Origin of the sequence: Pseudoalteromonas sp. SG43-1 (assembly GCF_014164415.1) — a bacterium.
Taxonomy (GTDB): domain Bacteria; phylum Pseudomonadota; class Gammaproteobacteria; order Enterobacterales; family Alteromonadaceae; genus Pseudoalteromonas; species Pseudoalteromonas distincta.
Genome location: NZ_JACJFD010000016.1, coordinates 12,720 through 30,145, shown reverse-complemented (window position 1 = coordinate 30,145; position 17,426 = coordinate 12,720). Strand labels below are relative to the sequence as shown.

General features: G+C 37.1%; 10 protein-coding genes. 4 read left to right on the top strand and 6 right to left on the bottom strand.

Going from position 1 to position 17,426, the window contains the following annotated elements; translation table 11 throughout:
• Nucleotides 1–13: 13 nt before the first annotated feature.
• Both H5159_RS12095 and H5159_RS12090 read right to left on the bottom strand, forming a co-directional pair.
• The gene (locus tag H5159_RS12095) at nucleotides 14–3,703 is read right to left on the bottom strand and encodes a translocation/assembly module TamB domain-containing protein (RefSeq protein ID WP_182780351.1); all 3,690 of its coding nucleotides are present in this window, start codon (nucleotides 3,701–3,703) and stop codon (nucleotides 14–16) included.
• Nucleotides 3,703–5,427 carry an autotransporter assembly complex family protein gene (locus H5159_RS12090; protein WP_182780350.1) on the bottom strand — a complete coding sequence of 575 codons (1,725 nt, stop codon included), beginning with the start codon at nucleotides 5,425–5,427 and terminating at the stop codon, nucleotides 3,703–3,705. The genes H5159_RS12095 and H5159_RS12090 overlap by 1 nt, the downstream gene beginning before the upstream one ends.
• Before the next feature lie 213 nt (nucleotides 5,428–5,640).
• On the opposite strand from H5159_RS12090, the gene H5159_RS12085 reads away from it, so the two are divergent.
• A complete protein-coding gene (locus H5159_RS12085; protein ID WP_002958248.1) occupies nucleotides 5,641–5,976 on the top strand; it encodes a ribonuclease E inhibitor RraB in 336 nt (111 codons plus the stop codon).
• A gap of 44 nt (nucleotides 5,977–6,020) precedes the next feature.
• On the opposite strand, the gene H5159_RS12080 is transcribed toward H5159_RS12085, so the two are convergent.
• The 3 genes from H5159_RS12080 to H5159_RS12070 form a co-directional block, all read right to left on the bottom strand.
• The gene (locus H5159_RS12080) at nucleotides 6,021–7,772 is read right to left on the bottom strand and encodes a DEAD/DEAH box helicase (protein WP_182780349.1); all 1,752 of its coding nucleotides are present in this window, start codon (nucleotides 7,770–7,772) and stop codon (nucleotides 6,021–6,023) included.
• A gap of 124 nt (nucleotides 7,773–7,896) precedes the next feature.
• Entirely contained in the window at nucleotides 7,897–8,199 is a 303-nt protein-coding gene (locus H5159_RS12075; protein WP_007586043.1) for an H-NS family nucleoid-associated regulatory protein, read from the bottom strand.
• A gap of 168 nt (nucleotides 8,200–8,367) precedes the next feature.
• The gene (locus H5159_RS12070) at nucleotides 8,368–11,184 is read right to left on the bottom strand and encodes a TonB-dependent siderophore receptor (RefSeq protein WP_024597662.1); all 2,817 of its coding nucleotides are present in this window, start codon (nucleotides 11,182–11,184) and stop codon (nucleotides 8,368–8,370) included.
• A gap of 314 nt (nucleotides 11,185–11,498) precedes the next feature.
• On the opposite strand from H5159_RS12070, the gene H5159_RS12065 reads away from it, so the two are divergent.
• The 3 genes from H5159_RS12065 to H5159_RS12055 all read left to right on the top strand — a co-directional run bounded on the left by H5159_RS12065 (nucleotide 11,499) and on the right by H5159_RS12055 (nucleotide 15,727).
• The gene (locus tag H5159_RS12065) at nucleotides 11,499–12,662 is read left to right on the top strand and encodes a DUF547 domain-containing protein (protein WP_182682303.1); all 1,164 of its coding nucleotides are present in this window, start codon (nucleotides 11,499–11,501) and stop codon (nucleotides 12,660–12,662) included.
• A gap of 63 nt (nucleotides 12,663–12,725) precedes the next feature.
• Entirely contained in the window at nucleotides 12,726–14,522 is a 1,797-nt protein-coding gene (locus H5159_RS12060) for a putative 2OG-Fe(II) oxygenase (protein ID WP_182780348.1), read from the top strand.
• Nucleotides 14,523–14,527: 5 nt separating this feature from the next.
• Nucleotides 14,528–15,727, top strand: coding sequence for a DUF547 domain-containing protein (locus tag H5159_RS12055; RefSeq protein ID WP_182780347.1), 1,200 nt, complete (start codon nucleotides 14,528–14,530; stop codon nucleotides 15,725–15,727).
• A gap of 46 nt (nucleotides 15,728–15,773) precedes the next feature.
• Here H5159_RS12055 and H5159_RS12050 read toward each other — a convergent pair whose 3' ends face one another.
• Complete coding sequence (locus H5159_RS12050; protein ID WP_182716176.1) at nucleotides 15,774–17,426, bottom strand: tetratricopeptide repeat-containing sulfotransferase family protein; 1,653 nt, start codon at nucleotides 17,424–17,426, stop codon at nucleotides 15,774–15,776.

Here is a 17,426-nt window from a genome sequence, read left to right as displayed (position 1 = left end):
ATTATAGTTTTGGTTATTCCCAGTCAAACTTATATAGCACATCAACATTTTGGTATAGGCCGCTCGTTATTTCTATGTATAACTGTGAAAGTAACTGATATCGCACAGCCACCTCACTGAGCGAATCAAATACACCCACGCTATATTTAACTTGTAAGCTGGGTGCTACGTAACCTGATATTTCTACTTTGGTGCTATCGCCACTACCAGATGAGCTTAAACTTACATCTGATAACCCAAAGGTTTCACCCACCTTAGAAACAACCCCTTCGCTGCGGCTAACCCCTTGAGAAAGTAATAACTGTGTGAGCATAGCATCGCTTGACGAACTTTCCCCGTCACCCAAAGGTTGGCCATTAAGTAAATATGCAAGTGCTTGTGCTTGATCCATCGCAGGCTCAGAAAATATTTTAAGCGTTGGTTGTTCAACATTACCCGTAAGCGTAACCCCTGCAATGACACCATTTGCAGTCGTATCGGGGTTACGTATTGCTTTAATATTTAAAAATGGTTGTTCAATTGAACCGCTAAAACCGACTTGCCCGGTGCTGATTATTAAATCTTGCCCAAAGGCTAAGTAAGTACCTTCAATTAAGTTAAGCTCACCTGTGGCTATAATTGGTGCTCCTTGACTCATTTTTATCGCTAAATCACCCGCAACTTTTGATTCCAAGCCAAACGATTCTACTTTTACATCGTTTTTAACAATCACTTTTAAATCTATGTCGTAATCAAACGGAACTGTTTCGGTGGCCTCGGTTTTTTGATCAACAATAATTTCATCATCGCTAACTTGCACTGCGCCCTCTGGGAGCTCTTCAATCATTATACGACCGTAAGGCACAACTACCTCACCAGCAAGCTTGAGTGCATTATTAGCCAAGCCTATTTTTAAATCCGGCGATACTTTAAAAGTAACCCCTTGCTGCGCACGTACATAAAACTGCTCGCCAACTACCGCCACATTTACAGCAGGTTGCGCACCTTGCCAATCAACGTCACCGGTGAGATTTATTTTACCGCCCTGATTGTCGTTTAAGTTGCCTTTTATTGTGGCTGTTGTTTTATCAAACAATACGTTTATATTTGATTTTTGCAGCGCTATAGGCAATTGCTCGCCCTCTAAACTAATATCGCTCACATTAAGCTCGCCATTTAATAATGGATCTTTTAACGTACCTGCTAACGCGACTTTTCCGCTAATATCACCTTTTAACTGCTCAAGGGTTTCAAGAAATGGTTGTAAGTCTGAAAGGAGAATTTTATCAATATTTATAGTGCCGTTAAGCGCTTGCGTATTTTGTATGTCGTCAATATCAATTTGTGTGTTTATTTTACCAAGCACACTTGATTCTAAATTAGCTTCAAGCTTGCCAACTTGAGAGTCTGAAAATGCACTAACAGTTAGAGTTTCGATTGGTAATTTAAAACGATCTTCTTCTGATGTAAGCACCGCTTCTAAGTCGCTAGAATCGATATTTGCGCGTAATGTTTTAAGCGCACCGCTTTGCCAATTAAGTGCTACATCGCCAGCTATATTACCGCGAGTACGAATGCTATTAGGTAAAAAGTGCTTAAGTTCCTCAAGTGCTAAGTTGCTTAATTTAGCATTTAGCTGACCGAGGTTTTTTGACTGCGCTAAGGTGTCTATGCACAATTTACTTTGCTCAGATGCCCAACAATGTGCACTTACATCAAAGTCGCCACTTTGCGTATTAACCATAATGGCAATATTTTTAGTATTACTAAAACTAAGCTTTTTATCGCTGAGCGTTACATTACTAAGCTCGCCATTCCAAGTGGTATTATTAATTTTGCCATTAACTTCAAGCTCTACACTGCCTTGCTCAGCATCTACAGATGCCGTAAGTTGGTGATCTGTTTTGTCGCCGCTAATATCAATTTTAACGCTATTAATTTGCTGTTCGGCCATAAGCGCCGAACCAACACTTACCGAAACATCAGTTTGCCAATCGGCTGCGGTATCTAACTGCCCTTTTACTGATAATTTATTAATGTTTATTTCATCAAAAATAAAGCGATCGAGTATTAGCGCTAAATCAACAGAGGGCGTTAACCTTTCCCCCCTTACTTTTAAATTTGCGTTGCCATCGGCAGTAAATGGAATATTAGCTTTTTCATCACTTTTAAGCGTTACTTTGCCATCAACTTGCCAAGTGTCATCAACTTGCCCGCTTAGTGCTAATTTATTGGTGCCGCTACTTAAATAAAAACTATCAATATTAGCTTTTAACGTGTTGTCGAGCTTAAAGTTCGAGGCAAATTCTAGTGGCACGTCGTTAAGTAATCCGTTTAACTTTGTATTATTCATTTGTAGCTGCCACTTGTCGTCAGCTGCATTAAACGAGCCTTTAAACTGTCCCGAAATATCACTGGTAGCGGCATCAGTTAAGTACTGCGCTTTTAAGTTAGCAAGCGTGCCATTAAAGTTAGCCTGTATGCCTTTTTGCCAATCAACATTGGCTTTTATAGTTGCACTGCTTTCGTTCGCTTTAATGCTTAGCGCTTGTAAAGTTGCTTTGGTGAGACTGCCTTTTAATTGGGTATTTAAGTCAACAGCTGGGTACGCGCCTAATTGGCTATTCCCCTGTAGGCTAAGCTGGTAATCGTCGGCATTACCTTGTGCATTGAGGCTTACATTTCGCACTTTAAGCTCATTACTTTGTGCATCAATAAGCCACTGTTTAATTTTGCCATTTAACTCAAACGGATAGTTTTTTTGCTTTAAATTTGCCGTTGCCGTTAAACTAAGTGGATATTGCCCCTGCGTTTCTAAATTTAAGCTTAGATTTGATAAGTCACCATTCAACTGCAAATTGGCTTGGTGCTCGTCGCTTTGTAAAACAACATCCCCTTTCACGGGCAAATTCCCTGCAAGCTCAGCATTAAGGTGCGTATTAAGCTGCCACTGCTCATACTTTGCTGAGAATGACTCTAAATTAATAACCGCATCTTCCACACTTAATTGCAGCGAGATGTTTTCAATAACATGTTGGGCTTCGTTTTGCTCAATCGTAATGTTAGCTATTTCAAAGTCTTCAACAACTAAATCAAGTGGTGAAGTAAATTCTATATTAGGTAATGCGGGTAGGTGCGTTAAAGGCGCTTGAGTATTTTGCGCCGTTTGTGTTTTCGCATCTTGTTCTTGCTCTTTTAAAGCAACAAGTATGGTGGGAATATTCAGGCTTTTAACCGTCAGCTTTGAACCCTCTGCTTTTGCTGAGAGTTTAAAGTGATTAACGCTTACGTTTGCACTTGGGTGCTCTAGCGTAAATTTATTGATCGCAATGTTTTTTACAGCAATACTAAAAGGTAAGCTGATTTTTTCAAGCGGCTCTGCAGCGGCTTCTTCTTGCGACTCTGCAGTTTTTGGTAATGTTAAATTTATAGATTTAGCACTTAAGTTATCTATACAAATTCCATCGCACTGCCACCAAAACAAATCAATTTTCAATTGTTGTGCATTAAAATCCAATCCGTTGCTAGTAAAGCGAACATTAAAGGCATCATTATAAATAAAACGGCCATCTTTAATTTCAATATGTAGTCCATCTACCACTTTGTTTGCACTATAAGCAATAAATTGATTACCGGGTGCGGTAAATAACAAACAAAATAGTGCAACAACTAACGTGACAAAAATAGCACTTACGGCGGCTGTTATCTTTTTTAATACTGACATTAAATTTCTGGCCCTATGGTAATACTTAAACGTGTGCTTTTACTTTCTTTTGTTAATCCCCAAGCGTGGTCTATACGCACTGGGCCAACGGGTGTTAAATAGCGAAAACCAAAACCAGCGCCTACTTCAAAATCATCAGAAAAATCATTCGTCGCAGTACCACCGTCAACAAATAAAGCTGCGCGCCAGTTTTGAGCAAACTGATAGTTGTACTCTATTGTACTGGTTAGTAAGTATTTACCACCAATGAGATCGCCATCATCATTTTCCGGCGATATTGATTGGTACGCAAAACCACGAACACTTTGATCGCCACCTGCGTAAAAACGCAGTGAGTAAGGTACGTTTTCAATATCATCAACAAGCATTGCACCAACATTTGCTTTTAAAAACACTAAATGCTTATCTAAGTATGTACGTAACCACGCATGTTGCATTTGCACCCTAATCAGATTAGTACTCGAAAGCACATCATCTAAACCAAACTCAGCAGATATAAGCCACTGCTCTCCCCAGTATGGAGTCGTGCCGCCTTTTGATTTTTTGCGGGCGTAGCTAATGCCCGGCATTAACATTTCGGTGCTTTCTTCCTCTTCATCACCGATGCGGTAGGTTTCTTGGTCGCGGCGTAAAAATGCAGTACGCACCCACTTATTTTCGGTTAACCATTGGCGCTGTAATTGACCAGTTAATATTTCACTGTAGGTATCTTCTGCGAGCTCATCTTCTAATTTATAACCGGCAGAAAAGCGCCATAGATCATCGTTAGGATCATCAACAGGTACGGTATAAGCCATTGAAATATTTTGCTGTTTTTCAGAAACATTGAGATTTGCTTCTAAATAATGCCCATTTTCTGTAATCCAAGGCTTCGTCCATTTAAAGCGAACCCTAGGCTCTGTTTCAGTGAAGCCTGCACCTATTTCAAAACTATTCGCAGGCTTGGATGATACATCAACTTTAACAGGTACTTGGCCATTTTTACGAGCAGCAATATCGGCGTAAACGCGAACGCTTGCAAAATAAGGGGTGCTTGATAAATCCAAATTATAGTCAGCAATATGTGTTGATTTATAAGGTTGACCTTGAGTAAAAGGCGCAAGCGAGCGTATGTATTTTTCAGCAGGTGTATTACTGGCAATTTTTATATCACCAAACTGATATCTAACCCCAGTATCAATTACAAAAGTAATAACAGCACTATTTTTCTTAAGTGACACTTCTAATTTGCGCGCTGGCCACTTTGCATCAAAATAGCCAAGCTCCAATAGCATAGATTCTAGTTTTTTATGAGCAGAGTCGTATCTACCATGATTTAAAACATCACCTTGTTTTAAGTTGGTATTTTTAATTAATGCCTGTAATTGAGTATCATTTTGCCCATCGCCGTTTAGCGTAATATTAATTGCTTCTATGCGAGTTGCAGGACCTCGCTCAACTTTAACAATTAGCTCGCTGTCGTCTTTATCATAAATAACCTCGACGGTCGGGCTATAATAGCCAAGAGCTTTGATGCTATTTTGTACTTGTTTTTGAGCATAACGGCGAAGTGTACGGGTTGGCTTCTCGCCAATTAACTGCTTGAGGTAAAGAGCTACGTTATTTTCTAAATCGCCACTTAACCCTTCAATTTCGTAATCTTCTATGACTTTTTCTGCCGCATAGCTATTTGTCGCAATTAAAGCGCTCACAACACATATGCAACGTAAAAACTTAATAAACAAGTAAATATCCTTACTTTTATATCTTACAAAAAACTGTTTAATTACACGCATATTAGCATAGCCATAATGAGCAACACATTAACTTAATGACAATCTAACGCGTAAATTTAACTTTGAATAAGTATCAGCATAATTAAAATTAGTACGCGTTAAGACAATATTTTAGTTACAATAGTGCCTACGAATAAAAAATTAATTTTAAATGAGTTTTTAATGCAATTCCCTGATGATGATAACGGCCAACTTTTAGCCGAAATAGCCGCTGCTGGCATTGATTTAAATAAAATGCACCAAGTCGATTTTTTTATTTTATTTGAACAAGAAGCCGATGCTGAAAAATTTGCTAAAGAAATAGTCTCTGATGCATTAGTTCAAAAGGCTGAACTTGAAAAATGTAAAGACACTGGCGTTTGGGAAGTAATCACTCAAGTACAAATGGTGCCAGAGCACACCCTTTTAGGCCAAGCTGAGCAATACATAGAAAGTATTGCTAATAGCTTTAATGGATACGGTGATGGCTGGGGATTAATGGACGGTGACGAGGCTTAGTTGCCTTTTAATTGTATTAGTTCAATGCACTCTACCAGTTAAGCTTAACGGCTTAACTGGTTTGCCTTCCTAAAATTGCCTTTATAGTCAAATAGCTTATCAGCCACTTTCCAACCATACTTTTTGCTTTTTCGTGCAATAACAAAATCTGGTGGTACTAATTCAAATTGTGCGCTTACTACTTGCGCTGCAGTTTTAAAATTAATAGGTGTTTGTCCAAGTCCTACTCGTAGACCAAATTGCTTATTAAATATAAATTGCCCGCCTTTATTTGCGAGGTTATATACCTCATCGCAACTTGCGCCATCTTCATCAAAATACGTTACTTTAATAAGTTCATCTTTAATTAGAGTTACCGATAACCCACTGCATCGAAGCACAAGTGCGTCTTTTAAGTTTAATGCATTGCGTAACTTATCATCAGGGTCGGCCATTACCGCGCCGCAATCATGGCATTTACGTGCAGCAATATCATTTTGGGCACCGCACTGCTCACATTCTTTAAACCTAAAACGATAATCGCACTGCTCTTTATGCCCATCATCATCTTCTAACAGGCCTTGGCAACGCCTGCCAAAGTGCTCTATTACTTTGCCAGTGGAGTCTGTTTTACCCCAAAATATATTCGCAAACCCACAACCAGGACAAAGTACCTGCACAGGTTCATTATCACTATCGCCTTTTTTATCACCTACCTCTGGGTGAAATAAATTAAAACCATTGCCAGCATAATCTATTACTAAGCAATCCGTTTTCGATTCAGATAACCTTAAACCTCGCCCCACAATTTGTTGATATAAACTAACCGATTCTGTAGGTCTTAAAATAGCTATAAAGTCGACATGTGGCGCATCAAATCCTGTAGTTAGTACCGATATATTAACTAAATACTTTAATTGCTTAGCTTTAAATTGCTTAATAATTTTATCGCGCTCAGTGTTTGGCGTATCACCTGTGATTAGTGCACTTTGATGAGCTGGCAAGTAGCTTAATATTTCCTGGGCATGCATTACCGTGGCTGCAAAAACCATAACACCTTCGCGCTCTTCACTGTATTGAATTACTTGCTGTAATATAGCCTGCGTTGCGCGCTCACTGTTTTTTAAAAGCGCATTCATGTCATCAGTCGTATATTGCCCAAATGCATTGCTATCTAATGACGAAAAATCATAATGGCTAATTGCTGCATCAACTTCGTTAGGGGGCGTTAAATAATTATGTTTGATCATATACCTGAGCGGCAATTCAAAAATACAACTTTTAAACGGACTTTCTTGAGTACCCTTAACAAAACCATGATAATGGTGGTGGTATATCCACCCCATTCCTAACCGATAAGGTGTTGCTGTTAAACCCAATACTTTTATCTGAGGGTTATACTCTTTTAAACTGTTTATTACTTTACCGTACTGACTTTTTTTATCCCCATTTACCCTGTGGCATTCATCAATAATAAGTAATGAATAATGCTCATTTAATTTATTTAAATTACGAGAAAGTGATTGCACACTGGCAAAGGTTACTTGATGGTTTAATGATTTTTCTTTTAAGCCTGCTGAAAATATACTCGCCTCTAAACCAAAACTTTTATATTTTTGTGAATTTTGCTCTACCAGCTCTTTTACATGAGCAAGCACTAATATTTTTTGCTTAGCTATACGCGCAAGTTCAGCAATAACCAAACTCTTACCTGCGCCGGTTGGTAGTACAATAACGGCAGGATCATTACTCTTTCTAAAGTGTAAAACGGTGCGTTCTACGGCTTCTTGTTGGTAAGGTCTTAGTTTATAGCTCATGGGAAAACAAATAGATTTTAATAAGGGGATTTTAGCAAATTACTGCTATGACATTTAGACTTTAATTATATTTTATTGAGGGGTAAACAAAAAAGAGAAGCCGAAGCTTCTCTTATATTTAGCTTTAAGCTAAAAACTTTTCAAGCTCAACACCTTCAAACGCTTTAGGACGACGGCCTCGGCCAGTCCATTCAATAGTCTCACCATTAAGTTCCATGCGGTACTTAGGCTTAACTTTAGTGCGCTTGTCTGATGCTCCATCTTGTAAATCTTCTAGCGTAAGTCCTTTTTCTTTTAAAAGATCCAAAACTTCCTGTTTCGCTTTTTGCTGCTGGGTATATTTTGAAATTGCATCATTGATAAGCTGTTGAGCTTTTTCAAGATCCGTTAATGATGCTGTTTTAATAAAAGATCGGACTTCTTTCATCTATATCTCGCTAAATTGTGTGATTGGAATTATTTAAATATTCTTTTTTAGTATAAGGCTATTTTTCAAAAATAACTACGGCACATAATTTATTAATGTATATAAAATTTATCCATAAAAAAACCGCGATTAAAATCGCGGTTTTTATCGTTCTTATATAAATAACAATTAGAATTTAGTAGTAAAACTCAATTGGAAGTAACGACCAGTTACGTCATAAGCTTCACCAACAGTGTTTATACCTGATGCTCCACTTACTGAACTTTGGTTTGCTACAGGAGGTTGCTTATCGAAAACATTCCGAACTGACAAAGTAACGTCTGTTCCAGCAGTGATGTTATAAGTACCTGATAGATCGTGATAAATAACAGTCGGGAAGCGATTAAACTTGTCTAAAGGGGCTCCCGTTGAAAAATTTTGATTCCCTTCAATATTACTATCATTTGAGCTTGCCCAATACTTCATGCGCCATGATACTGCAAAGTCATCAACTGTATAGCCTAAATTTAAATTTGCACGATTAGTAGGAGTTAATACCTCACCTCTGTAATCAATCTCTTCACCAGATTCAATTGATGTTTCAACATACTCATACAAATGATTCCATATCAAGTCCGCTGATAATTGCCCGAAAGCAAATTCTTGCTTATAACTTAATTCTATATCTAAACCTTTTGTGCTTAAATCATTTTCATTGCTAGTCCCTGAGCTAACTTCTGTCAAGGCACCTCTTGTATCACGTATTGCCCCACCACATGTAGCATCAAAGTCAGATGGATCAACACCATAGCATCGGTTCAATACAGTTGTTCTAGCAGTAGTAGCAATAGCGTCATCTACAGCAATATCGTAGTAGTCAAGCGTTAATGAAAATTCATCTGTTACTTGCCAAATAGCGCCAACGCTAAATGAATCAGATGTTTCTTCTTTTACATCTTCATTACCACCAATATAACCACCAGTGCTCTGACGTTCAATAGTTGTCAAATTGAATGCGCCTTCAGCAGCAACTCTATTAGCCACTTCAGCGATAGAAAGACAATTAGCAGCTACATTTCCTGTAGATGATGCAGTAATTGCATCACAAGGATCTGCAACACCTGAAAAAGTTTCGCCTCTACCACCGAATAAGTCAGCAATATTTGGAGTTCTAATAGCTCGTGCTGCTGATGCTCTTAATTTTACTGTATCTGTAGGAGAGTATTGTACACCTGCATTCCATGTTGTTTGTCCGCCAACAATTTCATGGTCCGAATAGCGAGCGGCTAAATCTAGTTCAACATTTTCTAGAACTGGTAAAACAGTTTCAACAAAAACGTCGTTAGTGTAGAAGCTACCATTTGTAGGCTCAGATTTATTTGTACTTGAAGCACCAGTTTGCGCTAAATCACCTGGAGAGTATGAACCTTTTTCAAGACGATGTTCTGCACCAACAGCTAGCCCAACCATACCACCTTCTAACTCAATTGGTAATTCACCAGAAAGGGTTGTTGAAAATATAAACTGCTCAACTTGACCTTGAGATTTTGCAGGTGATCTTACATATGCAACGGCTTCATCAGACAAAGTTCCTGCACCGAACAAATCTAAAGGCACACACCCTTGAAGTACTGCTAAATCATTAGAACATTGAACGTTACCTTCTGCATTAGTATATACATCTAATGCATTTGCAGCACGTTCAACATTTATTTGACCACCATTTTCTTGGCGCTGGTCAGTTTTACCCCATGAGATATAAGAGTTTAAAAGCCAGTTGTCATTAATTTCCCAATCTATACCTGTCGCAATACGAATAGTATCACGCTCTAAATCTGTTGAGCGAGCACCAAACTCAACCATACGGCGAACTAGCGTTGGGATATTATCATCCATTGTCAAATCAGGATTATCAGACATTAAATTTTGGCGTAAAAGATCTGGAACTAAAGGGCTTCCCAGCTTAATACCACCAACGCCACCACGTGAAGGTAGATATACATCATCCGTAGTGAAAGGAGTCGGTTCAATAGTCGAGTTGTATGTTTTAGATGAATTCCAGTTTACTTCCGTGAAAGAGTGAACACTATCTGAAATATCTTGTTTAAAGTTAACTGCTGCGTATTTACGCTCAAGCGGAGTCACTAACTGTCTGTAAGATGCACGATTGAATGAATTCTCATCACCTACATATGGTGTACCATCTGCATTATATCCGCCAACACGGCCTTGAGGTGGGTATGAAGAGTTTTGAACACCTACATATTCACCACCTTCATCATTCAAAAATATAGCTTCATCATACCTTGAGAAGTCTCGATCGGATGACTTCAAACCCTTATCATCATCATATCCAGCAGCAATTGTTACACTACCTGAATCCCAGCTATTACCAGCAGTAAGGTTTAAAGAATATTTTTCGCGATCAGATTCATCTGAAACACCTGTTTGAGCGTTAACTTCAACACCTTCAAAATCGCTTCGCGTAATTATGTTCACAACACCAGCAACAGCATCTGAACCATAAACTGCTGAAGAAGCACTTTTAAGAATATCAATACGTTCAATCATTGATGCTGGTATTGCATTTAAGTCAACCGCATAACCGCTTGAAGGAGAAACACCTGATACAAAGCGACGACCATTCACTAACACTAAAGTTCTTGAGGAACCTAAGTTGCGTAAAGACGTAGTGTTAAGACCAACACCTGTAGTACCGAATGCACTATTTGATTGATTTGAACCAGCGATAGTGACCGGAGATTGATTCAAAACATCGGCTACATTCAATGCGCCCATTTGAATAATATCGCTTCGGCCAATTGATGTAATTGGTACAGTTGTTTCAATATCAGTTCGCTTTATGCGTGAACCAGTAACTTGAATACGCTCTACTTTTTCTACACCTTCGTCAGCAGCTATCGAGTTTGCAGAAAATACAGCTGTAGATGCTGCACCAAAAGCTATCGCTAAGCGAACAGCTTTTGAAACTTGATTATTTAACATTGGATTCTCCCTAGAATATTTTTTAATTATTTTGTTTTCAAAACGGTCTGCAATTCATCACAGTACCTATTTCGGTTTGAATAGTAGGCCCAACTCAAGCAAAAGGTCAACACTTTGACAACGAAAAAACACATTAATTTACAACAACTTAAAGAAACAAAAAGCTAACACATTGCGATATCATCACCATTAACCAAAGAGCAATATTCCACTTTTTGGTGCTATGCTAATAAAATGAAATTAAATGTAAGCAAAACTTGAAAGTGAATTAACATTTGTAGATTATGGTGTTCCTAACAAACAAAGGAATTGCTATGAAAACTCACCTCGTATGTATTTTAATACTCACTATCTCATTCTCGGCTTTCGCTGACTTAAAAGAGCTTCCGGAAGAATTTTCAGATTTTAGTTTAAATAGAGATATTACTGTCTCATATGATGACTTAGATACTCTTCTAAGTTTTACTGTAATTGATACTGGAGCATCAGATCGTTCCAAACTAAATTCTCAAGCCTCCATCGGTACAAGAATGAAGTCGCATAAAAATAACGACACAGCATTAGAAGCAAATCGTTTCTTCTTTGAAGAAGTAACAAAATCAGAGATTAAAGACGGTTTTTATAAGATCAGAGTTAGCCTAGAAAGTCTGCCAAATGAAATCTCACTTAACGAACTCAGCCTTGATGAGCAACTTGCTTATTGGTTAAACCTTTACAATACAGCCATGTTAGAAAAACTAATCACACACTATCCTATTCGCGATACAGAAGATTTACTCTTTGGCAGCAATTCAATTTTAGAGGATGAGTTTTTAAATGTTGCTGGCCATAAACTTTCTTTAAACGACATACAACAAAATATTGTTTTTAAAAAGTTTGGTATAAAAAAACCAATAGTTATGTATGGGTTTTATCAAGGAAATATAGGAAGTCCTAACATTCGTGCCGAAGCATATAAAGGAAACAAGGTTTATCATCAATTAGTTGAAAACGCTGAAGAATTCGTCAATTCAAATAGAGGAACTAGTATCAAGCGAAAAAATCGCCTTTATGCCTCTAAGTACTATGAGCAAGTTAAACCATTATTCGAAAACTTCGAGAAAGATTTACGAGAGCACCTAAAAGACTATGCAAACCCGCCAATGAGCTCTGATATAAAATATGCTAAGAGCTTTAAAATAGGTATTGAAGATTGGAGAATCACTGATATTTATGGCACAGAGCGAAAGTTTGGTGGCGCAGCGTCAACAAATCCTGCCGCCATGCTCAATGCTGTTGCAAATAACTCATCAAAACCAATAGGAGCTGATGGCGCAGGTTCAGGACTAGGTGCTGTTAACATAAGCTTTTTATCTAATTCTATTTCGGAGAAAACGATGGACTTTGGCCGCTTTTCTCCAGAAATGCTCGAAAAAATTAGAGCTCTCAAGCTAAAAGAAACTGATAATAGTGGCTCTGTAAAAATAAAAGACCTTTAATAAATTTTATTATTTAACTTTAAAAAACACCCTGTTAACATGGTACGAAAAATAGGGTGTTTTATGTCTAACTTTCTTAACTCTGCGCTCGCTGCTTATAATTCACGCCAATATAACCAAGCTATTCTTTTTTTAAACAAATGTGATATTAAAACTGTTGATTGGTATATTTTACTTGCCGCTACATATAGCGCACTTAACCAAAATGAAAATGCCGAACAAACATATTCTTACGCAGTAAATAAGTTTCCTTCATCCCTCCCTCTAATTGAAAACTATACAAACTTGCTGTGCAGAACTGCTAAACATTCGTTATGTTTAAACTTTTTAAAAAACACAAGGTATTTGCCATTAAGCAAAAAGGTATCTCTGAATTTTATAGAAAGCTTGATCAAAACCAACCAGTTGTTACAAGCAAAAAAGGAACTTTCTAAAACCGTATCTGATGAAACCTTAAAAGAGAGATATCACTGGTTAAAGCTTGAATTACTAGAACGTTTGGGTGACTTAGAATTAGTTGAAAGCTATTACCTCTCTTTACCTGTCGATTTAAAAAATCAATTTTTATTTAAATATAAACGTGCTTGTAATTTTCGCAATATGGGTAAATTCGACAATGCTTTAGATATATTTTTAATGCTAAGCGATAAGCAGAACAAGTATAGCCCCGAGGTTAACTTTTTGATTGGCTGTACTTACTATGATTTACTAAAGTTTGAGCTCTGTGAGCAGTATTTAAAACGATGTCTTGAACAGGCTCCTAACTATATACCTGCGCATGAGTGTTTAAATAAATTATACTGGGATCGTGCAAACAAATCAGCCCTTATGAGCTCCTACAATAGTACATTCTTAAATCATGCTAAAAACCCACAACTAGTTCAATCACAACTAGCTCAGCTTTTACATTTTAAAGATTTTAATCAAGCCCTTGATGTATCTTCACAAGCAATTAGGCTCTTCCCTGATAACTTAGACATAAAACATGCCCATGGCATCATTTTAGGTAAGCATGGGCAAAGTGATAAAGCATTCATTATATTAGATGAGCTTGTATCACAGGCTCCCCAATCAGCAAGATATAGTGTAGATTTGGCAAACTACTGTATTGAAAATTTTGAATATAAAAAAGCAATATTGCACTTAAACACTGCAGTTAAACACAACCCTTTTAATCAAGAAATCTGGGCTTATTTATCCACAGCTTGGCGCTTAGCTAAAGACGATAAATATCATTGGTTAACTAATTACGATATGTTTGTTAAAACAATGGCTCTACCTACGCCTAAAGGCTACAAGTCGTTTGACTCTTTTGGGAAGGAACTCAAGGAACTATTACTTACTTTACACACTAAAGAACAAGACCCGCTTGATCAAAGTGTTCGAAGAGGAAGTCAAACTGAAGGACACTTACTCTATCGCTCAAATACGTTACTCTCATTATTTAAGCAGTCAATGGAGTCATGTATATCTACTTACTTAAATGATTTACCAGCAGATAGTATGCACCCATTAACGGCAAGAAATAGCCTAAACTTTACTGCCAAAGGCAGCTGGTCAGTAAAACTAGAAAATGGAGGATATCATGCCAATCATATTCATCCTCACGGTTGGTTGTCAGCACCCAGCTATATTTCTATACCTGATGAAATGAGTAAAAATGATCCACTTAAAAATGGCTGGTTAAAGTTAGGAGAAACATGTCTTGATCTAGGAAAAAGAGAATCAATAGATCGCGAGATATGCCCTGAAAGTGGACAAATTATCATTTTTCCTAGCTATATTTGGCATGGCACAAATGAGCTTAAAAGCGATAGACCTCGCTTAACAATACCTAGCGATATTATGCCAATTGGTTAATCTAGTTGATTGAAATTCAAACTAGTGCTATAAAAATAAACAAAAACAAAAACAAAGGATTGATCATGATAAAATGCTTGCTACTTATAATCGCTATTGTTTTTATTCCAGTGAAAGCTGAAGAATTCTCTTTACCCGAAGAGTTTTCAGATTTTGGCTTAAATAGGGATATAAGCATATCTTATGAAGACCTAGACCAACTTCTAGAGTTAACCGTTATTGACATGGGCTTATCTGATAGGACTATTCTAAAACCAATAGTAGGTAATGGCACAAGGTTACGGTCTAATAGAGACAGAGATACGGCTTTAGAGGCTAACCGCTTTTATTTCGAAGAAGTTGTAAAATCGGATATTAAGCTAGGTTTTAAAGTAATTCGCCAAAGCCTAGAAAAAGTACCTGAAGAAGTCCCTTTAAACGCATTAACCTTAGATGAGCAATTAGCTTATTGGCTAAACTTATATAATACAGCCATTATTGAAAAGTTAATTGAACATTACCCAGTTCGAAATGCAAAAAAATTACTCGAAGGTGAAAGCTCAATACTAAACGATAAATTTATAAATGTTTCAGGCCATACCTTGTCACTTAATAATATTCAACATGATATCGTTTTTAAGAAATTTGGGAATAAGAAAATAGTAATGTATGGCTTCTATCAAGGGATAATCGGAAGTCCGAATTTACGTAACGAAGCTTACACAGCTAATAAGGTATATAAACAACTTTCAGGTAATGCTGAAGAGTTTGTAAACTCCAACCGAGGCGTTCAAGTTAAAAGAAATCGTCTAAACGTTTCTATTTTTTATGATCAAGCAAAAATTTTATTTCCTGACTTTGAGAACGATCTACTAAAGCATATTTTAAACTATTCTGATTCTTCTATTAACTCACAAGTAGAAGATTCGGAAGAATTAATTCTAGCTATTGAGGACTGGAATGTAACCGACATATACGGCACTGAGCGCTCATTTGGTGAGGGTAATGCCACCAACAAAGCGGCCTTGCTCAATGCCGTAGCAGCCAATAGTAACGTGCCTGGTGCAGGCGCTATGAACCTTAGCTTCCTAAGCGATATGTTATCCTCTAAAGTTAGCTCTCAATCTCGCTTTTCACCTGCAGTATTAGACAAAATTAATAAGCTTCGTCTCAAGAAAAAAATCAATAGTAGTAGTGTTAAAATAAAAGACTTACCCACTAAATAATTAAATTGTATTCAGCGCTCTATTGAGTGCTGAATACTCTCAGTGATTAATCTAATACATTATTAAACTCTTCAAAATCAGAAATAGATAAGCTTTCTTTAATATACCTACTGAAATTTTTATATCTTCCCGATGAAGATGTATAAAGAGGCTTTCTCACCTGCCAAACACTAGCAGTACTTACAATATTTTTTTGTTGATGAAATAAACCGCTTTCACCTTGATATTTTACGCCTAAAAATTCGAACAGAGGCAATAATACCCCCTCGGGCTTTGAAACAAGTTCATCATAATTGACTGTAAAAATATCATTAGGATACTTTTTTAGCCAATGTGCTTTAACACGCTGCTGCGCTTTATGGTAGTGCACTGTATCATTCAGTGCGGTCGCATAATTCAAACTTGGGCCTAAATGTTGAAAGTAAGCTGATAAACTGTTATCTCTAATATCGCGCTGTGTCCAAATAACTTTTGCTTCAGGGTACATCATTTTAATTATATCAATGTATAAGTAGTTCTCAGGCCGTTTATCAGTAACAAGACTACTTTTTCCCGCTCTTAACTTTAATTCTTTCTCATAACCTTGCTGAAATAATGTTGAGTTAACCGTGCTTGACAGCACTTTAGGCTTATCAATTAGATTGAATAGTTGCTTATGCAAGTAATCAATCTCTCCTCCATTGCTAATCACCTCAGAAGTGCAAATTATTTGTTCTATTAAGGTTGAACCAGACCTAAACATGCCACAAATAATAATTGGAACAATATCGCCAGTCTTACTTTTTACGTTACTAAGCTCTCTTGCTAGTGTGTTACTTACTTGATGTTCGATATCAACCCTGTTGTATTGCGGGATATATTTTCGATTAAAGCTATTGGCTTTAGTATAATAAGACCATGATTTTTCATAATCTTTGCTATCGTCATAAGCTTTCCCAAGCGCATAATACATATCAGCTTTTAACACATCATCTTCTATAGCTTCTAAAATAGATAGGCTTTTTAGTTCGTATTCTAACGCTTCTTTTTTATTAAATGTTTGTATATCAGCAATTCTCGCATGCGCCAGACCATATAAAGGATTTATCTTTAATACCTGATTAAAGCTCTTTAAACAGTTTTGCTTATCACCAAGCTGCTCATATATATTAGCAAGATTAAAATAGGCATTAATTTTATTTGGTTCAACTGTAATTGCCTGCTGTAAATAATTAGTCGCAGTCCCATAATCAATTAAAAGCTCAGAGTAGACGGATGCTAACTCCACATAAGCGGTATATATGTCGTGGTAACCAAGCTCGATAGCTGCTAAGAAAGATGTACTTGCAAGAGTACCTTTGCCATCTTTTTTTGCCATTTCACCCAATTGAAAATATGACATTGCGCTATCCGGTACTATTTCAGTGTATTTTTTAAGTAAGTCTATTGCTAAAGAGAATTCATTACTGGCGGCATATAACTGACAAAGAGTATTTACATAATCGAATTTTTTGGGGGCTATTGAAATGAGTCTTCTACAAACTTCCTTACTTTTTAGTAAATCTCCTTCATTCATAGCTACTTTAAACAATACAGCTAAAGCTTGCTCATTAACTTCAGGGTTGTCGCATAAACCTTCTAGGGTTGCTTTTCCTGCCACAATCTTTCCACTATTCAATTGCTGTATTGCAAACAGTAAACTTTCTTTTACCGATTTCAT